Source organism: Citrobacter sp. RHB20-C16 (assembly GCF_013890155.1).
GTDB classification, from domain to species: domain Bacteria; phylum Pseudomonadota; class Gammaproteobacteria; order Enterobacterales; family Enterobacteriaceae; genus Citrobacter_A; species Citrobacter_A amalonaticus.
The window spans coordinates 1,557,570-1,579,563 of the sequence record NZ_CP057630.1; the positions used below are offsets into that span (position 1 = coordinate 1,557,570).

Annotated in this window: 17 protein-coding genes; 12 read left to right on the top strand and 5 right to left on the bottom strand. The window is 56.7% G+C overall.

All coding sequences use genetic code 11. The annotated features are described in order from the left end of the window. Window positions 1–20 precede the first annotated feature (20 nt). A complete protein-coding gene (locus HVX64_RS07460) occupies window positions 21–2,294 on the bottom strand; it encodes a TonB-dependent siderophore receptor (protein ID WP_044256641.1) in 2,274 nt (757 codons plus the stop codon). A gap of 243 nt (window positions 2,295–2,537) precedes the next feature. On the opposite strand from HVX64_RS07460, the gene fes reads away from it, so the two are divergent. The 4 genes from fes (at window position 2,538) to wzz(fepE) (ending at window position 9,227) form a co-directional block, all read left to right on the top strand. Then, a complete protein-coding gene (gene fes, locus HVX64_RS07465) occupies window positions 2,538–3,740 on the top strand; it encodes an enterochelin esterase (RefSeq protein WP_043001992.1) in 1,203 nt (400 codons plus the stop codon). 30 nt (window positions 3,741–3,770) lie between these two features. Beyond that, window positions 3,771–3,989, top strand: a complete 219-nt coding sequence (locus HVX64_RS07470; RefSeq protein ID WP_044256638.1) for an MbtH family NRPS accessory protein — start codon at window positions 3,771–3,773, stop codon at window positions 3,987–3,989. Continuing rightward, a complete protein-coding gene (entF, locus tag HVX64_RS07475; protein WP_044256636.1) occupies window positions 3,986–7,882 on the top strand; it encodes an enterobactin non-ribosomal peptide synthetase EntF in 3,897 nt (1,298 codons plus the stop codon). Before HVX64_RS07470 ends, entF begins: the two co-directional genes overlap by 4 nt. A 211-nt stretch (window positions 7,883–8,093) precedes the next feature. Next, the gene (wzz(fepE), locus tag HVX64_RS07480; protein ID WP_044256634.1) at window positions 8,094–9,227 is read left to right on the top strand and encodes an LPS O-antigen length regulator Wzz(fepE); all 1,134 of its coding nucleotides are present in this window, start codon (window positions 8,094–8,096) and stop codon (window positions 9,225–9,227) included. Window positions 9,228–9,264: 37 nt separating this feature from the next. On the opposite strand, the gene fepC is transcribed toward wzz(fepE), so the two are convergent. From fepC to fepD, 3 genes are read right to left on the bottom strand one after another with little or no spacing between them, the layout of a single operon-like run. Continuing rightward, window positions 9,265–10,059: an iron-enterobactin ABC transporter ATP-binding protein gene (fepC, locus tag HVX64_RS07485; protein ID WP_043001464.1), complete on the bottom strand. Its 795-nt coding sequence runs from the start codon at window positions 10,057–10,059 to the stop codon at window positions 9,265–9,267. Further along, on the bottom strand, window positions 10,056–11,048 hold the full coding sequence (fepG, locus tag HVX64_RS07490; protein WP_043001463.1) for an iron-enterobactin ABC transporter permease: 993 nt from the start codon (window positions 11,046–11,048) through the stop codon (window positions 10,056–10,058). The genes fepC and fepG overlap by 4 nt, the downstream gene beginning before the upstream one ends. Then, entirely contained in the window at window positions 11,045–12,049 is a 1,005-nt protein-coding gene (gene fepD, locus HVX64_RS07495; RefSeq protein ID WP_044256630.1) for a Fe(3+)-siderophore ABC transporter permease, read from the bottom strand. The genes fepG and fepD overlap by 4 nt, the downstream gene beginning before the upstream one ends. A gap of 111 nt (window positions 12,050–12,160) precedes the next feature. Here fepD and entS point away from each other — a divergent pair, with 111 nt between their 5' ends. After that, window positions 12,161–13,399, top strand: coding sequence for an enterobactin transporter EntS (gene entS / locus HVX64_RS07500; protein WP_043001461.1), 1,239 nt, complete (start codon window positions 12,161–12,163; stop codon window positions 13,397–13,399). Window positions 13,400–13,448: 49 nt separating this feature from the next. On the opposite strand, the gene fepB is transcribed toward entS, so the two are convergent. Then, window positions 13,449–14,387 carry a Fe2+-enterobactin ABC transporter substrate-binding protein gene (gene fepB / locus HVX64_RS07505; protein WP_044256628.1) on the bottom strand — a complete coding sequence of 313 codons (939 nt, stop codon included), beginning with the start codon at window positions 14,385–14,387 and terminating at the stop codon, window positions 13,449–13,451. Between the two features lie 184 nt (window positions 14,388–14,571). Here fepB and entC point away from each other — a divergent pair, with 184 nt between their 5' ends. From entC to HVX64_RS07540, 7 genes are all read left to right on the top strand, one after another. Next, complete coding sequence (entC, locus tag HVX64_RS07510) at window positions 14,572–15,747, top strand: isochorismate synthase EntC (RefSeq protein WP_044256627.1); 1,176 nt, start codon at window positions 14,572–14,574, stop codon at window positions 15,745–15,747. Window positions 15,748–15,756: 9 nt separating this feature from the next. Then, window positions 15,757–17,364, top strand: coding sequence for a (2,3-dihydroxybenzoyl)adenylate synthase EntE (gene entE, locus HVX64_RS07515; protein WP_044256626.1), 1,608 nt, complete (start codon window positions 15,757–15,759; stop codon window positions 17,362–17,364). 13 nt (window positions 17,365–17,377) lie between these two features. Further along, window positions 17,378–18,235 (top strand): isochorismatase, encoded by an 858-nt coding sequence (locus HVX64_RS07520; RefSeq protein WP_044256625.1) that lies wholly within the window; start codon window positions 17,378–17,380, stop codon window positions 18,233–18,235. Further along, the gene (gene entA, locus HVX64_RS07525) at window positions 18,235–18,990 is read left to right on the top strand and encodes a 2,3-dihydro-2,3-dihydroxybenzoate dehydrogenase EntA (RefSeq protein ID WP_044256624.1); all 756 of its coding nucleotides are present in this window, start codon (window positions 18,235–18,237) and stop codon (window positions 18,988–18,990) included. The genes HVX64_RS07520 and entA overlap by 1 nt, the downstream gene beginning before the upstream one ends. A 2-nt stretch (window positions 18,991–18,992) precedes the next feature. Further along, window positions 18,993–19,406: a proofreading thioesterase EntH gene (entH, locus tag HVX64_RS07530; protein ID WP_043001455.1), complete on the top strand. Its 414-nt coding sequence runs from the start codon at window positions 18,993–18,995 to the stop codon at window positions 19,404–19,406. Between the two features lie 185 nt (window positions 19,407–19,591). Beyond that, on the top strand, window positions 19,592–21,697 hold the full coding sequence (gene cstA / locus HVX64_RS07535; protein WP_044256623.1) for a pyruvate/proton symporter CstA: 2,106 nt from the start codon (window positions 19,592–19,594) through the stop codon (window positions 21,695–21,697). Between the two features lie 57 nt (window positions 21,698–21,754). Further along, window positions 21,755–21,952, top strand: coding sequence for a YbdD/YjiX family protein (locus HVX64_RS07540; RefSeq protein WP_043001453.1), 198 nt, complete (start codon window positions 21,755–21,757; stop codon window positions 21,950–21,952). Window positions 21,953–21,994: the final 42 nt, after the last annotated feature.

Consider the following 21,994-nt stretch of genomic DNA (forward strand, 5'->3'; position numbering starts at 1 on the left):
ACGGAGGAGGGGAGTGGACATCAGAAGTGGGTGTTAACGCTCATGTACCACGTACGACCCGGTTCGTTATAGGTGTGCGCGCCAGCGCCACGCATATAAGAGACATCGGTCGTGCTACCGGTCGTTTGCGCATTACCTTCACGCCACAAACGTTTGTCGAAGACGTTATCCACGCCGCCGGTCAGGCTGACATTTTTGGTCACGTCCCAGGTCGCGCTCAGACCCACAATGCTGTAGGGGCTGACAGACTGTTTATCTGAACCGGTCACCGGTTTGCCCTGATAATCGTATTTCTTCGGCTCCTGTTTGCCGTACCAGGTAAAGGTGGATTGCAGAGAAACATCCTGATGTACCTGCCAGCTCAGCGTTGAGTTCAGCGTGTACTCCGGAATTATCGACAGGCGTTCGCCGGTCTCTTTGTTTTTACTCTGCAGCATGTAAGTGATGTTGTTGGTCCAGTTAACGGTGTTGCTAACCGGTACGTTCAGCGTCCCTTCCAGCCCTTCCACGACCGCTTTAGGTACGTTCTCCCACTGATAGATATCGGTGTAGGTGGTTTTGCCTTTGTTGGTGATAGACGTACGGCTCATCGGTACCGTACCGGCTTCGATCTTGTTGCGATAATCGTTGCGGAACCAGGTCACCCCTGCCAGCCAGCCATCATGTTTGAACTCAAGGCCAATCTCTTTGTTGATGCTGGTTTCTGCTTTCAGATCGTCGTTACCCATCATGTAACAGCCGATACCGGTCGCGGCACCCGTGGCATAGCAGCCCTGGCCTTTACTGTACAAAATGTAGTTCGGGTTGGTCTGATACAGGCTTGGCGCTTTATACGCCCGCGCAATGCCCATCTTCAGGGTGAAGTCATCGCCCAGACCCTGTGACAGATTCAGCGATGGGCTCCAGTTGTCGCCCACGATGCTGTGGTGATCGAAACGCAGGCCCGGCGTCAGCATGGTGCTGTCAGTCAGCTCCATGTTGTTCTCAGCGAACAGCGAGAAAATTTCCGCTTTTGAATAAGGGCTGCGGTCGGTGCTGCTGGAGCCTGGAATATCCCCGCCCATAAAGGTTTGCGAGTTGGAGAGCATATCCTTCATGCGCTGTTGGGTCCATTCAGTGCCCAGCGTCAGATTCTGGTTAACCAGCAAATCGAACGGCATGCTGATTTCACTGTGCAACGTGACGTCGTTCAGGTCGGCATCAACATATTTCTGTGACGCTTTCGGATCGAAGATCCCTTCCGTACCGCCCGCCAGCCCTTCCGGCGTACGGGAGTTGCGGGTATGTTCGTACTGCACCCAGTTGGTGGTGGTGACACCGTTATCCCAACCGCCGTTCCAGGTCAGCGAGTAGTTCTGACGGTAGAGACGGTTAGTCTCTTTGCCGTAGTTATCTTTCACCAACTGGTTGGTATTGGTGTTCTGCGTGTCCCCGGCATACAGGTTACCCTGACGGCTATAGCCGGCTTCCAGTTCAATAGACTGCATCGGCGCGAAGTCCCAACGCACCACACCGTTAACGTCCTTGTTGATAACGCCTTCACGACCGGCTGGCAGCGTGTCGGCATAAGTACCGGTACGTTCAGACTGATGGCCCTGGTTGATGTTGCGCGCATCGGCCTGCGTTTTATCCAGGTTACCGAACAGGCGGAAACTGAAATCCCCGCCCAGCGGACCGTTGAGGGTAAAGTTAGTGCGTTTGGTTGCGCCTTCCTCTTTGTGTTCCGGTGCGTTGAAATAGGTATTCCAGGAGCCGTGCCACTCGTTGCTGCCTTTTTTGGTGATGATATTTACTACGCCGCCGGCGGCACCATTACCGTAACGTGCAGCCGCAGGCCCGCGCAGGACTTCAATGCGTTCGATCATCTCCGGCGGCACCCAGGACGTATCGCCACGGGTATCGCGTTCACCGCGCCAGCCAAGGCGTACGGAGTTACGGCTGGTCACCGGTTTACCGTCAATCAGGATTAGGGTGTTTTCTGGACCCATCCCACGAATATCAATCTGACGGTTATTGCCGCGCTGGCCGCTGGTCGAGTTACCGGTCAGGTTAACGCCTGGCATGGTACGAATGATTTCAGAGACGTCGCGAGCGGGAGGGTTTTTGCGAATTTCATCTGCGGTGATAGTCGACACGCCAGGCGCCTGCAAGTTCTGCTGGGCGGCGGTAACCACAATAGTATCTTCATGAGAGACGGCGGTGCTATCAGCGGTTTCTTCTGCCATTGCGGGCAGCGCTACCCCGTAAATCCCTAAGTTGACCAATAAGGCCAGGGAATGAATCTTCTTGTTCATTGTCTTTCCTGCTTTTCTTTAGCCACGTGTACCAGACACCTGAGATCGGTATCCGGCCCGATGTCGCCCGCCTCTGCGAAAACCCTCCGTTCCAGAAAAGCCCGCAGCGCGGTTGGTTAAAAACTGTTCGCGCTTCCCACGGCGCGTCAATACGCTATTGCAAATGCAAATAGTTATCAATAATATTATCAATATATTTCATAAAACAATGAAAAAAATCACAATAAACATGAGGTTATGACGGTGACGGCGTTAACGGTAGGCAGCGAGGCCTGGTGGCAGTCAAAAAACGGTCCGCAATGGACGCGTGAAGCAGACGGAAATTACCGGGTGACCTTTTGGTGGCGCGATCCGCAGGGGAGTGAATTTCACTCAGCCATTCAGCGAGTCTGGGTATACATCACGGGCGTTACCGATCATCACCAGAATGTCTTTCCTCAGACGATGCAGCGTATTGCCGGAACGGATGTCTGGCAGTGGCAGACCGTGTTAAGCGCTAACTGGCGCGGCAGCTACTGCTTTATTCCCTCAACGCAGGAGGAGTCATTTGCCTCGTTGAAGACTGATGGCGTGTTGGATCGCGCGGCGTTGCGCGAAGGCTGGCGGCAGCTGCTGCCACAGGCGATTGCCGATCCACTTAATCCGTTGAGCTGGAAAGGGGGACGAGGGCACGCCGTATCTGCGCTTGAGATGCCGCACGCCCCTGCGCAACCGGGCTGGGACTCCCCACAAACGCCAGTGTCGTCGCCGGTGGTTCTGCAATGGAATAGCGCGCGTCTGGGTAATACGCGTCGGGTATGGGTCTTTACGACCGGTGATGCGCAGCCGGATGAACGCCCCCTGGCGGTTCTCCTCGACGGGCAATTCTGGGCGCAGAGCATGCCCGTCTGGCCTGCGCTCACTTCACTCACTCAGCGGGGGCAACTTCCACCGGCGGTGTATCTGCTTATTGATGCCATCGATACCACACATCGCAGCCGTGAACTTCCCTGCAACGCGGATTTCTGGCTGGCGGTTCAACACGAGTTATTACCGCAGGTCCGGCGCGCCGCACCCTTCAGCGATCGTCCTGAACGCACGATCGTTGCAGGGCAAAGTTTTGGCGGGTTGTCATCGCTGTTTGCCGGGTTGCACTGGCCGGAACGCTTTGGCTGCGTGCTCAGCCAGTCCGGTTCTTACTGGTGGCCCCATCGTGGCGGTCAACAGAACGGGCTGATTATTGAGCAACTCCGCGCCGGCACGCTGTCCGCGAAGGGACTACGGATTGTTCTCGAGGCGGGAGTCCGCGAGCCGGTTATCTTGCGCGCGAATCAGGCGCTCTACACACAACTACAGACGACACAGCAGTCGGTTTTCTGGCGTCAGGTTGACGGCGGACATGATGCGCTTTGCTGGCGTGGCGGACTGACGCAGGGGTTGATCGACCTCTGGACGCCGCTGCTCTGAGCGAGCGATTTTCCACGACAGGAGTTGAGTATGGAATTCAGTAATCCCTTCGATAATCCGCAGGGACAGTTTTACATTCTGCAAAATTCGCAGCAGCAGTTTAGCCTCTGGCCGCAGCATTGCGCATTACCTGCTGGCTGGCTGGTGGTATGCGAACCGCAGTCTCAGGAAGCCTGCCAGCAGTGGCTGGCGCGTCACTGGACCACGTTAATTCCCGGTTATTATGCCGTTTCGCAGGAGGCGCAATGAGCCGTCGTTTACCGCTTGTCGCCGCACAGCCCGGCATCTGGATGGCCGAAAAACTCTCCACATTACCTTCCGCCTGGAGCGTCGCACATTATGTGGCGTTAACCGGTGAACTGGATGCGCAACGACTGGCGCGTGCAGTCGTCACCGGTCTACAGCAGGCCGATACCTTGCGGATGCGTTTTACTGAGGATAACGGCGACGTCTGGCAATGGGTTGATGACGCCTTTACGTTTGCTGAGCCGCAGATTTGCGATCTCCGCACCGCGGCGAACCCGCATGACGCCGCGCTGGCGCTGATGCAGGCCGATCTGCAGCAAAATCTGCGCGTCGATGGCGGCAAGCCGCTGGTGCATCATCAGTTGATCCAGGTTGGTGACGACCAGTGGTACTGGTATCAGCGCTATCATCATTTACTGGTCGATGGTTTCAGTTTCCCGGCAATTACCCGCCAGATAGCTGCGATTTACAGCGCATGGCTTCGGGGTGACGCGACACCTGACTCATCCTTCACGCCGTTTGCCGGGGTGGTGGAAGAGTATCAGCAGTATCGTCAGAGTGAGGCCTGGCAACGGGACGGTGCGTTCTGGGCCGAGCAACGTAAACAGCTTCCGCCGCCAGCGTCGCTTTCACCCGCACCGTTGCCGGGACGGGCGGCGACGTCTGACATTTACCGCATGAAGTTTAACGCTGCGGAAGGCGCGTTTCGCCACCTGGCGGCGCAACTGCCAGACGTGCAGCGAACCGATCTGGCGCTGGCGCTGGTAGCGCTCTGGCTGGGACGGCTGTGCAGCCGGATGGAATACGCGGCAGGCTTTATCTTTATGCGTCGCATGGGATCGGCGGCGCTGACCGCCACCGGCCCCGTGCTCAACGTGTTACCGCTGGGCGTGCGTATTGATGCAGCAGAAAAACTGCCAGAACTGGCAAAACGACTGTCCGCTCAGCTTAAGAAAATGCGCCGTCATCAGCGCTATGATGCGGAGCAAATCGTCCGTGACAGTGGCCGGGCGGCCGGAGAAGAGCCGCTGTTTGGCCCGGTGCTTAACGTCAAAGTTTTCGATTATCAACTGGAGATCCCGGGCGTCACGGCGCAAACTCATACGCTGGCGACGGGACCGGTTAACGATCTTGAACTGGCACTGTTCCCGGATGAAGGCGGCGGGCTGAGCATTGAGCTTCTCGCCAACCAACAACGTTATGATGAAGCAACGCTCAAACAGCATGCGCTGCGTCTGATGGCGCTGATCGAACAATTTGCCGCCAACCCAGCCCTGTGCTGTGGTGATGCCGATCTGCTGCTTCCAGCTGAATATCAGCAGATGGCGCAGATCAACGCCACGGCGGTTGAGGTCCCGTCCACGACGCTCAGTGCGCTGGTGGCGGAACAGGCGAGCAGAACGCCGGACGCGCCCGCGCTGGCGGATGCCCGCTATGATTTCAGCTACCGCGAAATGCGCGAGCAGGTGGTGGCGCTCGCCGGTGTGCTGCGTGAACACGGCGTGCAGCCGGGCGACAGCGTCGCGGTGGCCTTACCGCGCTCTGTATTTCTGACGCTGGCGCTGCACGGAATTGTTGAAGCTGGTGCGGCATGGCTGCCATTAGACACCGGTTATCCGGACGATCGTCTGCGAATGATGCTGGAAGACGCGCAGCCGAAACTGCTGATCACCACAGTGGAACAGTTACCACGCTTTAGCGATATTCCGGGGCTGGAAAGCCTCTGCTATAGCGAACCGCTATCGGCAGGCGATAGCGCGCCGCTGGGGTTATCGCAACCGCAGCATACGGCGTACATCATCTTTACTTCTGGTTCAACGGGCAGACCGAAAGGAGTGATGGTCGGGCAAACCGCCATTGTTAACCGTCTGCTGTGGATGCAAAACCAGTATGGACTGACGGCGAAGGATGTGGTGGCGCAAAAAACGCCGTGCAGCTTTGACGTCTCGGTGTGGGAATTCTTCTGGCCGTTTATCGCCGGGGCGAAGCTGGTGATGGCGGAACCGGAAGCGCATCGCGATCCGCTGGCCATGCAGCGTTTCTTTGCCCATTACGGGGTGACGACGACCCATTTTGTGCCGTCGATGCTGGCGGCATTCGTCGCGTCGCTGACGCCTGAGAGCGCCGGTGAAAGTTGCGCAACGTTACAGCATGTCTTTTGCAGCGGAGAAGCCTTACCTGCTGATTTATGCCGCGAATGGGCACGGCTGACGCATGCGCCGTTACATAATTTGTATGGTCCAACGGAGGCAGCAGTTGATGTCAGCTGGTATCCGGCCTGGGGGGATGAACTGGCAAATGTTACTGGTAGCAGCGTACCGATTGGTTTCCCGGTATGGAATACCGGGTTGCGTATCCTCGACGCGATGATGCATCAGGTTCCTGTTGGCGTGGCGGGCGATCTCTATCTGACCGGCATCCAGCTCGCGCAGGGCTATCTTGGCCGACCGGACCTCACGGCAAGTCGCTTTATCGCCGATCCATTTGCGCCGGGAGAGCGGATGTACCGTACCGGAGACGTTGCGCGCTGGCTGGATAATGGTGCTGTTGAGTATCTGGGACGCAGTGACAATCAGCTCAAGATCCGCGGTCAGCGTATCGAACTGGGCGAGATCGATCGTGTGATGCAGGCATTGCCTGATGTTGAACAGGCGGTGGTTCACGCCTGCGTCTTTAATCAGGCGGCGGCAACAGGGGGCGATGCCCGCCAGTTGGTGGGGTATCTGGTCTCGCAGTCAGGGCTTCCGCTTGATATCCCCTCGCTCCAGGCACAGCTGCGGGAAAAACTCCCGCCGCATATGGTGCCAGTGGTGCTGTTGCAGCTGGCGCAACTGCCGCTCAGCGCCAACGGTAAGCTGGATCGTAAAGCGCTACCGATGCCGGAATTAACGTCACGAACCAAAGGAAGAGCCCCGCAGCCAGGCAGTGAAACAACGGTGGCGAAGGCATTCAGTGAGCTGCTGGACTGTGACGTCAATGACGTTGAGGCCGATTTCTTTGCGCTGGGCGGCCATTCGCTACTGGCCATGAAGCTGGCGGCGCAATTGAGTCGGACTTTCTCCCGTCAGGTGACGCCGGGGCAGGTCATGGTGGCCTCGACGGTCGCGCAACTGGCGGCGCTGCTGGATACAGACGATGACGCAGAGGCACAGCGTCTGGGGTTTGAAACGCTGCTACCGTTACGCAAAAGCGACGGCCCAACGCTATTTTGTTTCCATCCGGCATCAGGGTTTGCCTGGCAGTTTAGCGTACTGTCGCGCTATCTCAGTCCGCAATGGGCCATTACCGGTATTCAGTCGCCGCGTCCGCAAGGGCCGATGCAGACGGCAGCCGATCTGGACGCGGTCTGCGAACACCATCTGGCGACGCTCCTTGAACAACAACCGCATGGCCCGTATTACCTGTTGGGCTATTCTCTCGGTGGCACGCTGGCACACGGCATTGCCGCACGTCTGCGGATGCGGGGGGAAACCGTCGCCTTCCTCGGCCTGCTGGATACCTGGCCGCCGGAAACGCAAAACTGGTCAGAGAAAGAGGCCAATGGACTCGATCCGGAAGTGCTGGCGGAGATTGATCGCGAGCGGGAAGCCTTTCTGGCCGCGCAGCAGGGGAACGCCTCTGGCGAATTGTTTAGCACTATTGAAGGGAACTACGCTGATGCGGTTCGCTTACTGACCAGCGCGCACAGCGTTCCCTTTGATGGGCGCGCGACGTTGTTTGTTGCTGAGCGCACCCTGCCGGAAGGCGTAAGTCCGGAGCGTAGTTGGGCGCCGTGGATCGCGGAACTGGATGTGTATCGCCAGGACTGCGCGCATGTGGAGATTATCTCTCCGTCAGCCTTTGAAAATATTGGTCCGATCATTGCCGCATGCTGTAATAAATATGCACATCGCTGATTAATGTTTTGATTAACTATTTCCCCCGTGACGACGGTTCATGGACACGGGGGTTATTTATAATATTAGTTTATTGCATTCGGAATATTATCTCCAGAGGTTAAATTCCGAAATTAGCCTCATTATTGAATTAACATTTCGGAATGGTCAGAGTGTTTGTTACGCTGTTAATAGGGAATATAGTCATGGAACATGTAGCGGGACATTTAGTATGCCGTCACTTAATATTCAGCAGGGTAAAAATACGGAACTTACTGATTTTCCGTTGCCTCACACTCAGCATAATGAAATCGATTTAGTAAATCTGATTGATATTTTATGGCAGGCTAAAAAACGCATTATCGTGTGCACGCTCGCCTTTGCGTGCGTGGGGTTATTTGTCACTTTCTTTTTGCCACAACGCTGGACCAGCGAAGCGGTGGTGACGCCAGCTGAGTCAATTCAGTGGCAGGATCTGCAAAGAACGCTGACGGGATTACGGGTTCTGGATGTCGATGTCAGTGTGGATCGTAACAGTACCTTCAATCTCTTCATCAAGAAATTTCAGTCTACTTCACTGCTGGAGCAATATTTACGCTCGTCACCGTATGTGATGGAGCAGTTAAAAGGGGCGAAAATCGATGAACTGGATCTGCATCGGGCCATTGTCGCGCTGAGCGAAAAGATGAGCGCGGTAGACAGCAATGTCGGAAAGAAAAATGAAACAGCACTGTACACGTCATGGGTGCTGAGTTTTACGGCTCCAGCCAAAGAAGAGGCGCAACAGGTACTGGCGGGCTATATCCAGTTTATTTCTGAGATAGTCGTGCAGGACTCGCTGGAAAATATTCGCAATCAGCTGGAGGTTAAAACCCGCTTTGAGAAAGAGCGTCTGGCTCTGGAGCGCGTCAAACTTAAAAATCAGCTGGATACCAATATTCAACGACTCAATTATTCTCTGGAGATTGCAAATGCCGCCGGAATTAAAAAGCCGGTTTACAGTAATGGCCAGGCGGTGAAAGACGATCCTGATTTTTCTATTTCTCTGGGCGCTGATGGGATCCAGCGAAAGCTGGAGATTGAAAAATCAGTCACGGATGTGGCTGAACTGAATGCGGAGCTAAAAAACCGGCAGTATTATGTTGAACAACTGGAGTCCGTCAATGTTCAGGACGTGAAATTTTCGCCGTTCAAATATCAGCTTAAGCCTTCATTACCGGTGAAAAAACAGGGGCCGGGTAGAATGATCGTGGTCGTGCTGGCGGCACTGTTGGGAGGGATTGTGGCCTGCGGTGGCGTACTTCTCCAGCATGCAATGGTATCGCGTAAACGGGATGACGCCACGATCAACGAACGTCTGGTCTGATTGCCGACCGGAAGGTTCTGCGCCTTCCGGCCAACGGTTAACGGCGGCCCAGTGGCACCACCAACGGTGTGCCCGCAACCGGGTCGTCGATAATCATGCAACGCAGCCCATAGATTTTCTCAATTAATTCTGCGGTGACAATTTCCTTCGGCGCGCCCTCTGCGACAATTTTTCCTTCACGCAGCGCGATCAAATGAGTGGCATAGCGACAGGCCTGGTTGAGGTCATGCAGCACGGCGGCGAGGGTGTAGCCTTTCTCGCGATTCAGTTCGCTCAGTAATTCCAGCAAATCAATCTGATGACTGATATCCAGCCAGGTAGTCGGTTCATCGAGCAGCATGATTGACGTTTCCTGCGCCAGAACCATCGCTATCCACGCGCGCTGACGCTGACCACCGGATAGCGTATCCACACTTTGCCCGGCCAGATGCGTAATACCAGTGGCGCGCATGGCCTGCGTCACGGCATCTTCATCTTCTTTGCGCCAACGGGTAAACAGCGGCTGATGCGGATAGCGCCCACGCGCCACCAGTTCCTGCACGGTGATATCGCCCGGCGTCGTGGCATTTTGCGCCAGCAATCCGATGCGGCGAGCGACCTCTTTGCTGGGATAGCGCTGAATCGGCTCGCCGTCCAGCCAGACGTGACCGTTTGCCGGGGTCATCAGCCGACTGAGAGTCCGCAACAGCGTCGATTTCCCGCAGCCATTGGGTCCGATTATGGCCGTGAAATGACCATCGGGAATAGTGACGTTGAGGTCTTCGGCAACGGTGAACTTTCCATAACCCAGCGTTAACTGGTCGCCACGCAAACGGGCTACTGATTCGGTCATTTTTTGCGGGACTCCTGAATTAACAAGGCGATAAGGTAAATACCGCCGATACTCACGGTGACGACACCCACCGGAAGCTGATAAGGCATAAACAGTTGCTGTGCGCACAAATCGGCTGCCAGCAGTAACAGTGCGCCGCAGAGCGCGGCCTGGGTTAATCCCCAACGCGCGGTGCCGCTCAGGCGACGGGCAATATGTGGGGCAACCAGCGCAATAAAGGAAATCGGTCCGGCCAGCGCAGTGGCGGCTGCGGTTAACACTACGGCGACCAGCATCATGGCGAGCCGCGAGCGCTCTACGCTGACTCCCAACGCGCAGGCGCTGTCATCCCCCATTTCCAGCAGACGCATGCGCCGTACCAGCAGTGCAGCGCCTGCCAGCATGAGAATAATGATCGGCGCGGAGGGCCAGGTTTTCGCCCAGGTCAAACCGTTAAGCGATCCGGCATTCCACAATCCGGCAGCCAGTGCCGTGTCCAGCGAAGCCTTCAACAACAGCCAGGTGTTAAACGCAAACAGCATGGCACGAATGCCGATGCCGATAATGATCAGGCGGAAGGTTTCAATACCGTTGCGCCAGGCCAGCAGCCAGACCACCAGTGACGTCAGAATCCCGCCAGCCATCGCTGCGAGTGCGATAGCCGTCAGATGCTGGCCAAACAGCACCATCGCGATCAGTACGCCGCTCCAGGCGCCGGTGTTAAAGCCCATCACGTCAGGGCTGCCGAGCGGGTTACGCATCAGGGACTGAAAAATTGCTCCACTGACGCCGAGTGCCGCGCCAATCAACAGTGCCATCAACACGCGTGGCAAGCGCCACTCGGTCACTATCATCGTCAGGCTGCGCGGCGCATCGCCGGTAAAAGCAGCAATAATTTGCGAGGTTTCCAGTGTCACTGCGCCACTGCGTAGACCCCAGAGTGCGAAGCTCAGGCAGCCAACCGTCAGCAGCAGGCACGCGATCAGCAGACGACGCGATACGTACATCATGCGGCACCTCGCGGACGACGACGAACCAGAAAGATCAGCACCGGAGCGCCAATAAAGGCGCTCACGACTGACACGCGCAGCTCGCCGGGAACAATCAGGCGGCCAATGATATCGGCAAAAAGCAACAGAACAGGCGTGGCGATAAGCGTCACCGGGAGCGACCAACGGTGGTCGGCACCAACCAGCCAGCGCGACATATGCGGCATCATCAGGCCGATAAATGCAATCGGCCCAACAATCGCCGTGGCACTCCCGCACAGGACGGTGATGGCTAACAGACCAATCAGTTGCGTACGCGCGACTTTGCTACCAAGCGCGGTGGCGGTATCACTTCCCAGACTCAGGCTGTTCAACGCCCGACTGAGCATCAGCGCAGTGGTACCGGCTATCAGCACCGGCAGAATAACCACCTTGAGGGTTTGCAGATTGCGGATATCCAGTGAACCGGCCTGCCAGTAACGAAGCTGATCGTAGACGTCAGGATTCAGCAGGGAAATACCGCTGGTGAGACCTTCCAGAACCGCGGCGAGCGCGACGCCCGCCAGCGTCAGACGTACCGGGCTCAACTGACCGCCACCCTGACTGCCCGTAAACGCCACAATCAGTGACGCCACCAGCGCGCCGATAAAGGCCATCACCAGTTGTTCCTGCGGTGTGGAAAAGCCGAACAGCGCTGCCCCCAGCACGATGGCAAAACTGGCTCCGGCATTGACGCCAAGCAGCCCAGGATCGGCCAGCGGATTGCGGGTGAGCGTTTGCATTAACGCCCCGGCGAGTCCCAGCGCGCCTCCGGCCAGCAATCCTGCGAGCGTTCGCGGCAGGCGGGCGTCCAGCACGATAGTGCAATCGGCACTTTGACAAGTGCCGGTGAGCGCTTCCATCACCACGGAGACGGGTAAGGATTTTGCACCGATGGTCAGACTTAATGCCGTGGCAATAACCAGTAATAACAACAATCCGGGCACGGCAAGGGCACGCGTCACGGAAACAGAACATGACATATCAACTTCCCTGATAATGATAGTAATTATCGTTATCGATCTTATTTGATTATGTTAGCATGTGCAGCCATTGAATGGATAATGAAAAAAAGATCGCATTAAGGCGTTGTAATGAATCGACAATCCTGGCTGCTGAACCTCAGTTTGCTGAAGACACACCCGGCATTTCGCGCGGTCTTCCTGGCCCGTTTTATCTCTATTGTTTCGCTCGGACTGCTTGGCGTCGCGGTACCCGTACAGATCCAGATGATGACGCATTCCACCTGGCAGGTGGGGCTTTCGGTAACGCTGACCGGCAGCGCGATGTTTGTCGGGCTGATGGTCGGTGGCGTCCTCGCCGATCGCTATGAACGTAAAAAAGTGATCCTGCTTGCGCGCGGTACCTGCGGTATTGGCTTCATCGGTTTATGCCTGAACGCCATGCTGCCGGAGCCTTCGTTGATTGCCATTTATCTGCTGGGTCTGTGGGACGGCTTTTTTGCCTCGCTGGGCGTGACGGCATTGCTGGCGGCGACGCCTGCGCTGGTGGGGCGTGAAAACCTGATGCAGGCAGGGGCGATTACCATGCTGACCGTGCGTCTGGGCTCGGTGATTTCGCCCATGCTGGGTGGGCTGTTGCTCGCCACCGGCGGTGTGGCCTGGAACTTCGGTCTGGCGGCGGCAGGTACCTTTATCACCTTACTGCCGCTATTGAGTCTTCCGGCACTGCCGCCACCGCCACAACCGCGTGAACATCCGCTGAAATCGCTACTCGCGGCGTTTCGCTTCCTGCTTGCCAGTCCGCTTGTCGGCGGTATTGCGCTGCTCGGCGGCTTGATGACGATGGCAAGCGCTGTGCGCGTACTCTATCCGGCACTGGCGATTAGCTGGCAGATGTCAGCGGCGCAGATTGGCATGTTGTACGCCGCCATCCCGCTTGGGGCGGCGGTTGGCGCGCTCACCAGCGGGAAACTGGCGCACAGCCTGCGTCCGGGGTTAATTATGCTGGCCTCGACCATCGGGTCGTTTCTGGCCATTGGCCTGTTTGCCCTGATGCCTGTCTGGGCGTTAGGCGTGGTGTGTCTCGCACTGTTTGGTTGGCTGAGCGCCATCAGTTCGCTGTTACAGTACACGATGCTGCAAACGCAGACGCCGGAAAATATGTTAGGGCGCATCAACGGGTTGTGGACGGCGCAAAACGTCACCGGGGACGCCATTGGTGCGGCGTTATTAGGCGGTCTGGGAGCGATCATGACACCGGTGGCTTCGGCGAGCGTTAGCGGCTTTGGTCTGGTGATTGTGGGACTACTACTGCTGCTGTTACTCAGTGAATTACGTCGATTCCGGCAGACGCCGCCGGAACCCGCTTAGTGTGAGACTGGCCGGATAACGCGTTATCGCCGCCATCCGGCAATGACAATTAAAACAGTGTGGCGAGACGGTTTAACACCTGCATCGCGCTGTAATAATCCAGACGGAAAGACTCGGTGCCCAGGGCGTAGACGCGCTTGTTCTGTACTGCAGGCAGGTGCGCCAGCAGTGGGTTGGCGTAGATCGCCTGCTCATCTTTCTCGTCACCGGCAAACAGGAACAGCGCCTCGCCGTTCAGTCCGGCCGCCAGATTTTCACCGCCAAGCTGAATGATATCGTGACGTTTCCCCTGGCTTTGGCTGGGCTGCAGTCCGCCAGGCAACGTTGCCAGCGTAAAGCCGAGTTGCTCCAGCATTTTTCCCTGCGCAGACTCTGGCGTCCACAGATTGGCTCTGTGGGCGGCGGCGGTGTAGACCAGCGCGCTCACCGGTTGTGGCGGCAACGTCAACTGCTGCTTAACGATGGTTAGCTGCTTATCAAATTCGGCAATACGTGCGGAGGCCTGTTTCTCCTGGCCGGTAATCTCGCCCAACTGCGTCAGCAGCGACTGCCAGCTTTTATCGTCGTAATTGATGATAAGCGTCGGGGCAATAGGCGAGAGCTGATCGTACAGCGCCAGGGCGGAGTCGCCGCCGGTCGCGCTAATCAGAATGAGATCGGGCATTTGTGCTGCCACCGCTTCGGCGTTCGGTTCACCAATATACAGGCGCGTCAACTTGCGTGCTTTTGCCACGTCGCCCCACTGACGTAAGAATCCCTGATCGTCAGCCACGCGGTTATTGGGGGTTGTCGCCCCGCTGGCGACCACCGGTGCATCAATCGCCAGTAATGAACCGGTCAGCGTGACGCTGGTAGAGACGATGCGTTCAGGTTTGTGTTCCAGCGTATGGTTGCCGCGAACGTCGGTCACCTGACGCGGCCAGTCCGCCGCATGAGCTGAGGAGAATCCGAAAACGAAGAGCGTAACGAGCAGGGAAGGCAGTCTCACAAATCAATTCCTGTGCTGAGTTATTAATGCTTCTCATTTTCATTATTAAGCGTAAGGGATGCAAGCGTTAGTCGCACATTGTGCTACCTCAAGAGTTGACATGTCGCCTGTTTGCTTTTAGGTTAGCGCCCGAAAATATAAATGATAATCATTATTAAAACCTTTATCATTTTTGGAGGATGATATGGATACGTCTTTGGCCGAGGAAGTTCAGCAGACCATGGCAACACTTGCACCCCAGCGTTTTTTCTTTATGTCGCCGTATCGGAGTTTCACGACGTCAGGATGCTTCGCCCGCTTCGATGAACCCGCCATTAACGGTGATTCGCCAGACAGCCCCTTCCAACAAAAATTACACACACTGTTCACCGATGCCAAAGCGCAGGGTATCGCAAACCCGGTTATGGTGGGGGCGATTCCGTTCGATACTCGCCAGCCATCGTCGCTGTTTATTCCTCAGCGCTGGCAGACCTTTTCTCGTCAGGAAAAGCAGCGATCATCACGTTACTTTACCGATCATCAAACACTCAACGTCACGGCGCGTAACGCGATTCCCGAGCAGGAGACGTTCGAAGCGATGGTCGCGCGCGCCGCTGCGCTGACAGCGACGCCTGAAGTCGACAAAGTGGTGCTGTCACGACTGATTGACATCACCACCGACGCTGAGATCAACAGCGGTGCGCTGCTGGAACGTCTGGTGGCGCAAAACCCGGTTAGTTACAACTTCCATGTCCCACTGCGCGATGGCGGCATTTTGCTCGGCGCGAGCCCAGAATTGTTGCTGCGCAAAGAAGGCGATCGCTTCAGCTCGCTGCCGCTGGCGGGCTCCGCGCGCCGTCAGCCTGATGACGTACTGGATCGGGAAGCCGGAAACCGCCTGCTGGCCTCTGAAAAAGATCGCCATGAACATGAGCTGGTTACGCAGGCGATGAAAACCGTACTGCGCGATCGCTGTCAGGATCTACAACTACCGTCTTCACCGCAGCTCATCACCACGCCCACGCTCTGGCACCTCGGCACGCCGTTTGAAGGCACAGCCAATGCCGGAGAAAACGCCCTGACGCTGGCTTGTCTGCTGCACCCGACGCCTGCGTTGAGCGGTTTCCCGCATCAGGTGGCAAAACAACTGATTGCCGAACTGGAGCCGTTTGATCGCGAACTGTTTGGTGGCATCGTCGGCTGGTGTGACGCCGAAGGCAACGGAGAGTGGGTAGTGACCATCCGCTGCGCGACATTACGGAAAAACCAGGTGCGTCTGTTTGCAGGCGCAGGGATCGTCCCGGCCTCTTCACCGGTGGGGGAATGGCGTGAAACCGGCGTCAAACTTTCCACCATGTTGAACGTTTTTGGATTGCATTAAGGAGCGATGATGAGCATTCCTTTCACCCGGTGGCCTGACGAATTTGCCCGTCGGTACCGCGAAAAAGGCTACTGGCAGGATCTGCCGCTGACGGATATTTTGACCCGCCATGCAGAAAGCGACCATACGGCGGTCATCGAGGGTGAGCGCCAGTTGAGCTATCGTGAACTGAACCAGGCGGTGGATAACCTCGCCTGTACGCTGCGCCGTCAGGGGATCAAATCCGGCGAAACCGCGCTGGTACAACTGGGCAACGTGGCGGAGTTGTATATCACGTTCTTTGCGCTGCTGAAGCTTGGCGTCGCGCCCGTGCTTGCGCTGTTCAGTCATCAACGCACCGAACTTACCGCGTATACGACGCAGATCGAGCCCGCGCTGCTGATTGCCGATCGTCAGCACGCGCTGTTTGCCGACAATGATTTTCTGAATACGTTTATTGCTCAGCATAATTCTATTCGCGTGGTGCATCTGCTCAATGACAGCGGCGAGCACTGCCTGCAAGCGGCGATAAACCAGCCGGCAGACGCGTTTACCGCTACGCCATCGCCTGCGGATGAGGTGGCGTACTTCCAGCTCTCTGGCGGCACGACCGGGACGCCGAAGCTGATCCCGCGAACCCACAACGACTATTACTACAGCGTGCGTCGTAGTAATGAAATCTGTCACTTCACCGCCGATACGCGTTTTTTATGCGCCATCCCTGCTGCGCATAACTACGCCATGAGTTCACCCGGATCGCTGGGCGTATTTCTGGCGGGGGGAACGGTCGTACTGGCCGCGGACCCGAGCGCCACGCTGTGCTTCCCGCTGATTGAAAAACATCAGATCAACGCGACGGCGCTGGTGCCGCCAGCGGTCAGCCTGTGGTTACAGGCGATTAATGAATGGGGCAGCAATGCGCAGCTGGCTTCGCTGAAGCTGTTGCAGGTTGGTGGTGCGCGCCTCTCTGCATCCCTGGCGGCGCGGATCCCAGCCGAAATCGGCTGCCAGTTGCAGCAGGTTTTCGGCATGGCGGAAGGTTTAGTGAACTATACCCGTCTCGACGACAGCCCGGAGCGGGTAATCAATACCCAGGGGCGTCCGATGTGTCCGGATGATGAAGTGTGGGTGGCAGATGCCGACGGCAACCCGCTGCCACAAGGGGAAACGGGACGGCTAATGACACGTGGTCCCTATACCTTCCGCGGTTATTACAAAAGCCCGCAGCATAACGCCAGCGCATTTGACGACAACGGTTTTTACTGCTCAGGCGATCTGATCGCCATCGACGAGGATGGCTACATCACCGTTCAGGGACGAGAGAAAGATCAGATCAACCGTGGCGGCGAGAAGATTGCCGCGGAAGAGATCGAAAACCTGTTACTGCGTCATCAGGCGGTGATCCATGCGGCGCTGGTCAGTATGGAAGACGAGCTGCTGGGGGAGAAAAGCTGCGCGTATCTGGTGGTGAAAGAACCGCTGCGCGCGGTACAGGTTCGCCGCTTTCTGCGTGAGCAGGGCGTCGCTGAATTCAAGTTACCGGACCGGGTGGAAACCGTTGAGGCGCTGCCTTTGACCCCGGTGGGTAAAGTCGATAAAAAACAATTACGTCAGTGGCTGGCAACACGTTCGGCCTGAAGGAGAACACGCAATGGCAATTCCTAAACTGCAGGCTTACGCGCTGCCAACCGCGCTCGATATTCCGGTCAATAAGGTCAACTGGACGTTCGAGCCGGACCGTGCAGCGCTGCTGATCCACGATATGCAGGACTACTTCGTCAGCTTCTGGGGTGAAAACTGTCCGATGATGGAACAGGTGATCTCCAATATCGCCGCGCTGCGCAACTACTGTAAAGCCCATAATATTCCGGTTTATTACACCGCACAGCCGAAAGATCAGAGCGATGAAGATCGTGCCCTGCTTAACGACATGTGGGGGCCCGGACTGACACGCTCACCAGAGCAGCAAAAAGTGGTTGCCGCGCTGGCGCCGGATGAAGCTGATAATGTACTGGTGAAATGGCGTTACAGCGCGTTTCACCGTTCCCCGCTGGAACTGATGCTGAAAGAAACCGGTCGCGATCAGCTGATTATCACCGGGGTATATGCACACATTGGTTGCATGACCACCGCGACGGACGCTTTTATGCGCGATATCAAGCCGTTCATGGTAGCGGACGCGCTGGCCGACTTTAGCCGTGAAGAACACCTGATGTCGCTGAAGTATGTTGCGGGACGTTCAGGTCGGGTCGTAATGACTCAGGAGTTGTTGCCCGCGCCGGTACCAACCAGCAAAGATGAACTGCGCGCGCTGATTTTACCGCTGCTCGATGAGTCCGATGAACCGATGGATGACGAGAACCTGATCGATTACGGTCTCGACTCGGTACGGATGATGGCGCTGGCAGCACGCTGGCGGAAAGTGCATGGTGATATCGACTTCGTGATGCTGGCGAAAAACCCGACCATTGATGCCTGGTGGGCGCTACTCTCTCGTGAGGTGCGCTGATGGCTGGATTCGATTTTCACGGCAAAACGGTGTGGGTCACCGGCGCAGGTAAAGGCATTGGTTATGCTACGGCGCTGGCGTTTGTTGAGGCTGGAGCACAGGTCACGGGCTTTGATCGTGAGTTCACTTTGCAGGATTACCCGTTTGTTACCGAAGTGATGGATGTGGCGGATGCCGGACAGGTAGCTGAGGTCTGTCAGCGCCTGCTGGTGCAAACCGACCGGCTGGACGTGCTGGTGAATGCTGCCGGGATTTTACGCATGGGCGCGACCGACGCGCTGAGTCCGCACGACTGGCAGCAGACGTTTGCAGTTAACGTTGGTGGTGCTTTTAATCTGTTCCAGCAGACGATGGCGCAGTTTCGCCATCAGCGGGGTGGGGCGATAGTGACCGTGGCTTCAGACGCCGCGCATACGCCACGTATAGGCATGAGCGCCTATGGGGCGTCGAAGGCGGCGCTGAAAAGTCTGGCGCTGACCGTCGGGCTGGAACTAGCGGGCAGCGGAGTGCGCTGTAATCTGGTGTCGCCAGGATCAACGGATACTGACATGCAGCGCACGCTGTGGGTCAGTGATGATGCGGAACAGCAGCGCATTCGCGGCTTTGGTGAGCAGTTTAAGCTCGGTATTCCTTTAGGCAAAATTGCCCGACCGCAGGAGATCGCTAACACCATTCTGTTCCTTGCCTCCGATCTGGCCAGCCACATTACGTTGCAGGACATCGTGGTGGACGGCGGCTCTACGCTGGGAGCGTAACGATGATCTGGAAACGTCATTTCACGCTTGATGAACTGAACGCCACCAGTCAGAACACGATGGTGGCGCATCTGGGTATTATCTATACCCGACTTGGTGACGACGTGCTGGAAGCCGAAATGCCGGTGGATACCCGCACACACCAGCCCTTTGGTTTACTGCACGGCGGAGCCTCAGCGGCGCTGGCCGAAACGTTAGGCTCAATGGCGGGTTATCTGATGACCCGCGACGGGCAATGCGTGGTTGGGACAGAACTGAATGCCACTCATCACCGGGCGGTTTCGCAGGGTAAGGTGCGCGGTGTCTGCCAGCCGCTGCATCTGGGGCGTCAAAGCCAGAGCTGGGAAATCGTGGTGTTTGATGAGCAAGGGCGGCGTTGCTGTACTTGCCGACTGGGAACCGCAGTGTTGGGCTGAGCACGCTTAATGTTATGTGATTGCAGCGTTAACGGGTGAATGGAGTGATCCAGTTAACAATGCAATGTAAATAGTCGGTGATACTTCAGGTTTATTGGGTTGTCAGGTTGTTAAAACCAGAAAAGATGTTATAGAAACAAAATGTAACATCTCTCTTCTCTGGAACACGCAAACGGATAACAACCATGAATAAATCAGGGAAATACCTCATCTGGACAGTGCTCTCGGTAATGGGTGCCTTTGCTCTGGGTTATATTGCGCTAAACCGTGGGGAACAGATCAACGCACTGTGGATAGTCGTGGCGTCGGTCTGTGTCTATCTTATTGCCTATCGTTTTTACGGTCTGTACATCGCCAAAAATGTGCTGGCGGTTGACCCGACGCGGATGACGCCTGCAGTACGCCATAACGACGGGCTCGACTACGTCCCCACCGATAAAAAAGTCTTGTTTGGTCACCATTTTGCGGCGATTGCCGGCGCGGGTCCGTTGGTCGGGCCGGTTCTGGCGGCGCAAATGGGCTATTTGCCGGGCATGATTTGGCTGCTGGCTGGCGTGGTTTTAGCCGGGGCGGTACAGGATTTCATGGTGCTCTTCGTGTCGACGCGTCGCGATGGCCGCTCGCTGGGTGAACTGGTCAAAGAAGAGATGGGCCCAACCGCAGGGGTGATTGCGCTGGTGGCCTGTTTCATGATCATGGTGATTATCCTTGCGGTGCTGGCGATGATCGTGGTGAAAGCGCTGACCCACAGTCCGTGGGGAACCTACACCGTCGCGTTTACGATTCCGCTGGCGATCTTTATGGGGATCTATCTGCGCTATCTGCGTCCGGGTCGTATCGGCGAAGTGTCGGTTATCGGTCTGGTGTTCCTCGTGTTTGCGATTATTTCCGGCGGCTGGGTCGCGGAAAGTCCTACCTGGGCGCCGTACTTTGACTTCACTGGGGTTCAGTTAACCTGGATGCTGGTGGGTTACGGCTTCGTGGCGGCGGTATTGCCGGTGTGGCTGCTGCTGGCGCCGCGTGACTACCTCTCGACCTTCCTGAAAATCGGGACCATTGTTGGTCTGGCGGTTGGCATTTTGATCATGCGTCCAACGCTGACGATGCCTGCGCTGACTAAATTCGTCGATGGTACCGGGCCGGTGTGGACAGGTAACCTGTTCCCGTTCCTGTTTATCACTATCGCCTGTGGCGCCGTTTCGGGTTTCCACGCGCTGATCTCCTCCGGCACGACGCCGAAGATGCTGGCAAACGAAGGTCAGGCTTGCTTCATTGGCTACGGCGGTATGCTGATGGAATCGTTTGTTGCCATCATGGCGCTGGTTTCTGCCTGTATCATCGATCCGGGCGTCTACTTCGCCATGAACAGCCCAATGGCCGTGCTGGCGCCTGCCGGCACGGCGGATGTGGTGGCGTCTGCCGCTCAGGTGGTCAGCAGTTGGGGCTTTGCGATTACGCCGGACACGCTGCATCAGATTGCTAACGAGGTGGGTGAGCAGTCGATTATCTCCCGTGCGGGTGGTGCGCCTACGCTGGCGGTGGGGATGGCCTATATCCTGCACGGCGCGCTGGGTGGGATGATGGATGTGGCCTTCTGGTATCACTTCGCCATTCTGTTCGAAGCGCTGTTTATTCTGACGGCGGTCGATGCGGGGACGCGTGCCGCGCGCTTCATGTTGCAGGATCTGCTGGGTGTCGTTTCTCCAGGCCTTAAACGTACGGACTCATTGCCGGCTAACCTGCTGGCGACCGCACTGTGCGTGCTGGCGTGGGGCTACTTCCTGCATCAGGGCGTGGTGGATCCGTTAGGCGGCATTAACACCCTGTGGCCGCTGTTTGGTATCGCTAACCAGATGCTGGCAGGTATGGCACTGATGCTCTGCGCGGTTGTCCTGTTCAAGATGAAACGTCAGCGTTATGCGTGGGTGGCGTTGGTGCCGACTGCATGGTTGCTGATTTGTACCCTGACGGCGGGCTGGCAGAAATCCTTCAGCCCGGATACAAAAGTGGGCTTCCTGGCGATTGCCAATAAGTTCCAGGCGATGATCGACAGCGGCAATATCCCGCCGCAGTATACGGAATCGCAGCTGGCGCAACTGGTGTTTAACAACCGTCTGGATGCGGGGCTGACCATCTTCTTTATGGTGGTCGTGGTGGTGCTGGCGCTGTTCTCCATCAAGACCGCCCTGGCGGCGCTGAAAGAGGAGAAGCCAACGGCAAAAGAGACGCCGTATGAGCCGATGCCGGAAAATGTGGAAGAGATCGTTGCGCAGGCCAAAGGCGCACACTAACGTGTAATTATACCCCTCTCCCGATCGGGAGAGGGGATTTTCTGACAGGTGGTAATGATGTTTGATACGCTTTCGAAAGCCGGGAAATATCTGGGCCAGGCCGCGAAACTCATGATTGGCGTGCCGGACTATGATAACTATGTCGAGCATATGCGGATCACCCATCCGGATCAGACGCCTATGACCTATGAGGAGTTTTTCCGTGAGCGTCAGGATGCGCGCTATGGCGGAAAGGGCGGGGCGCGCTGCTGTTGAACTCAAGGATCTTCGGGCCGGATAAGCACGTCATCCGGCATA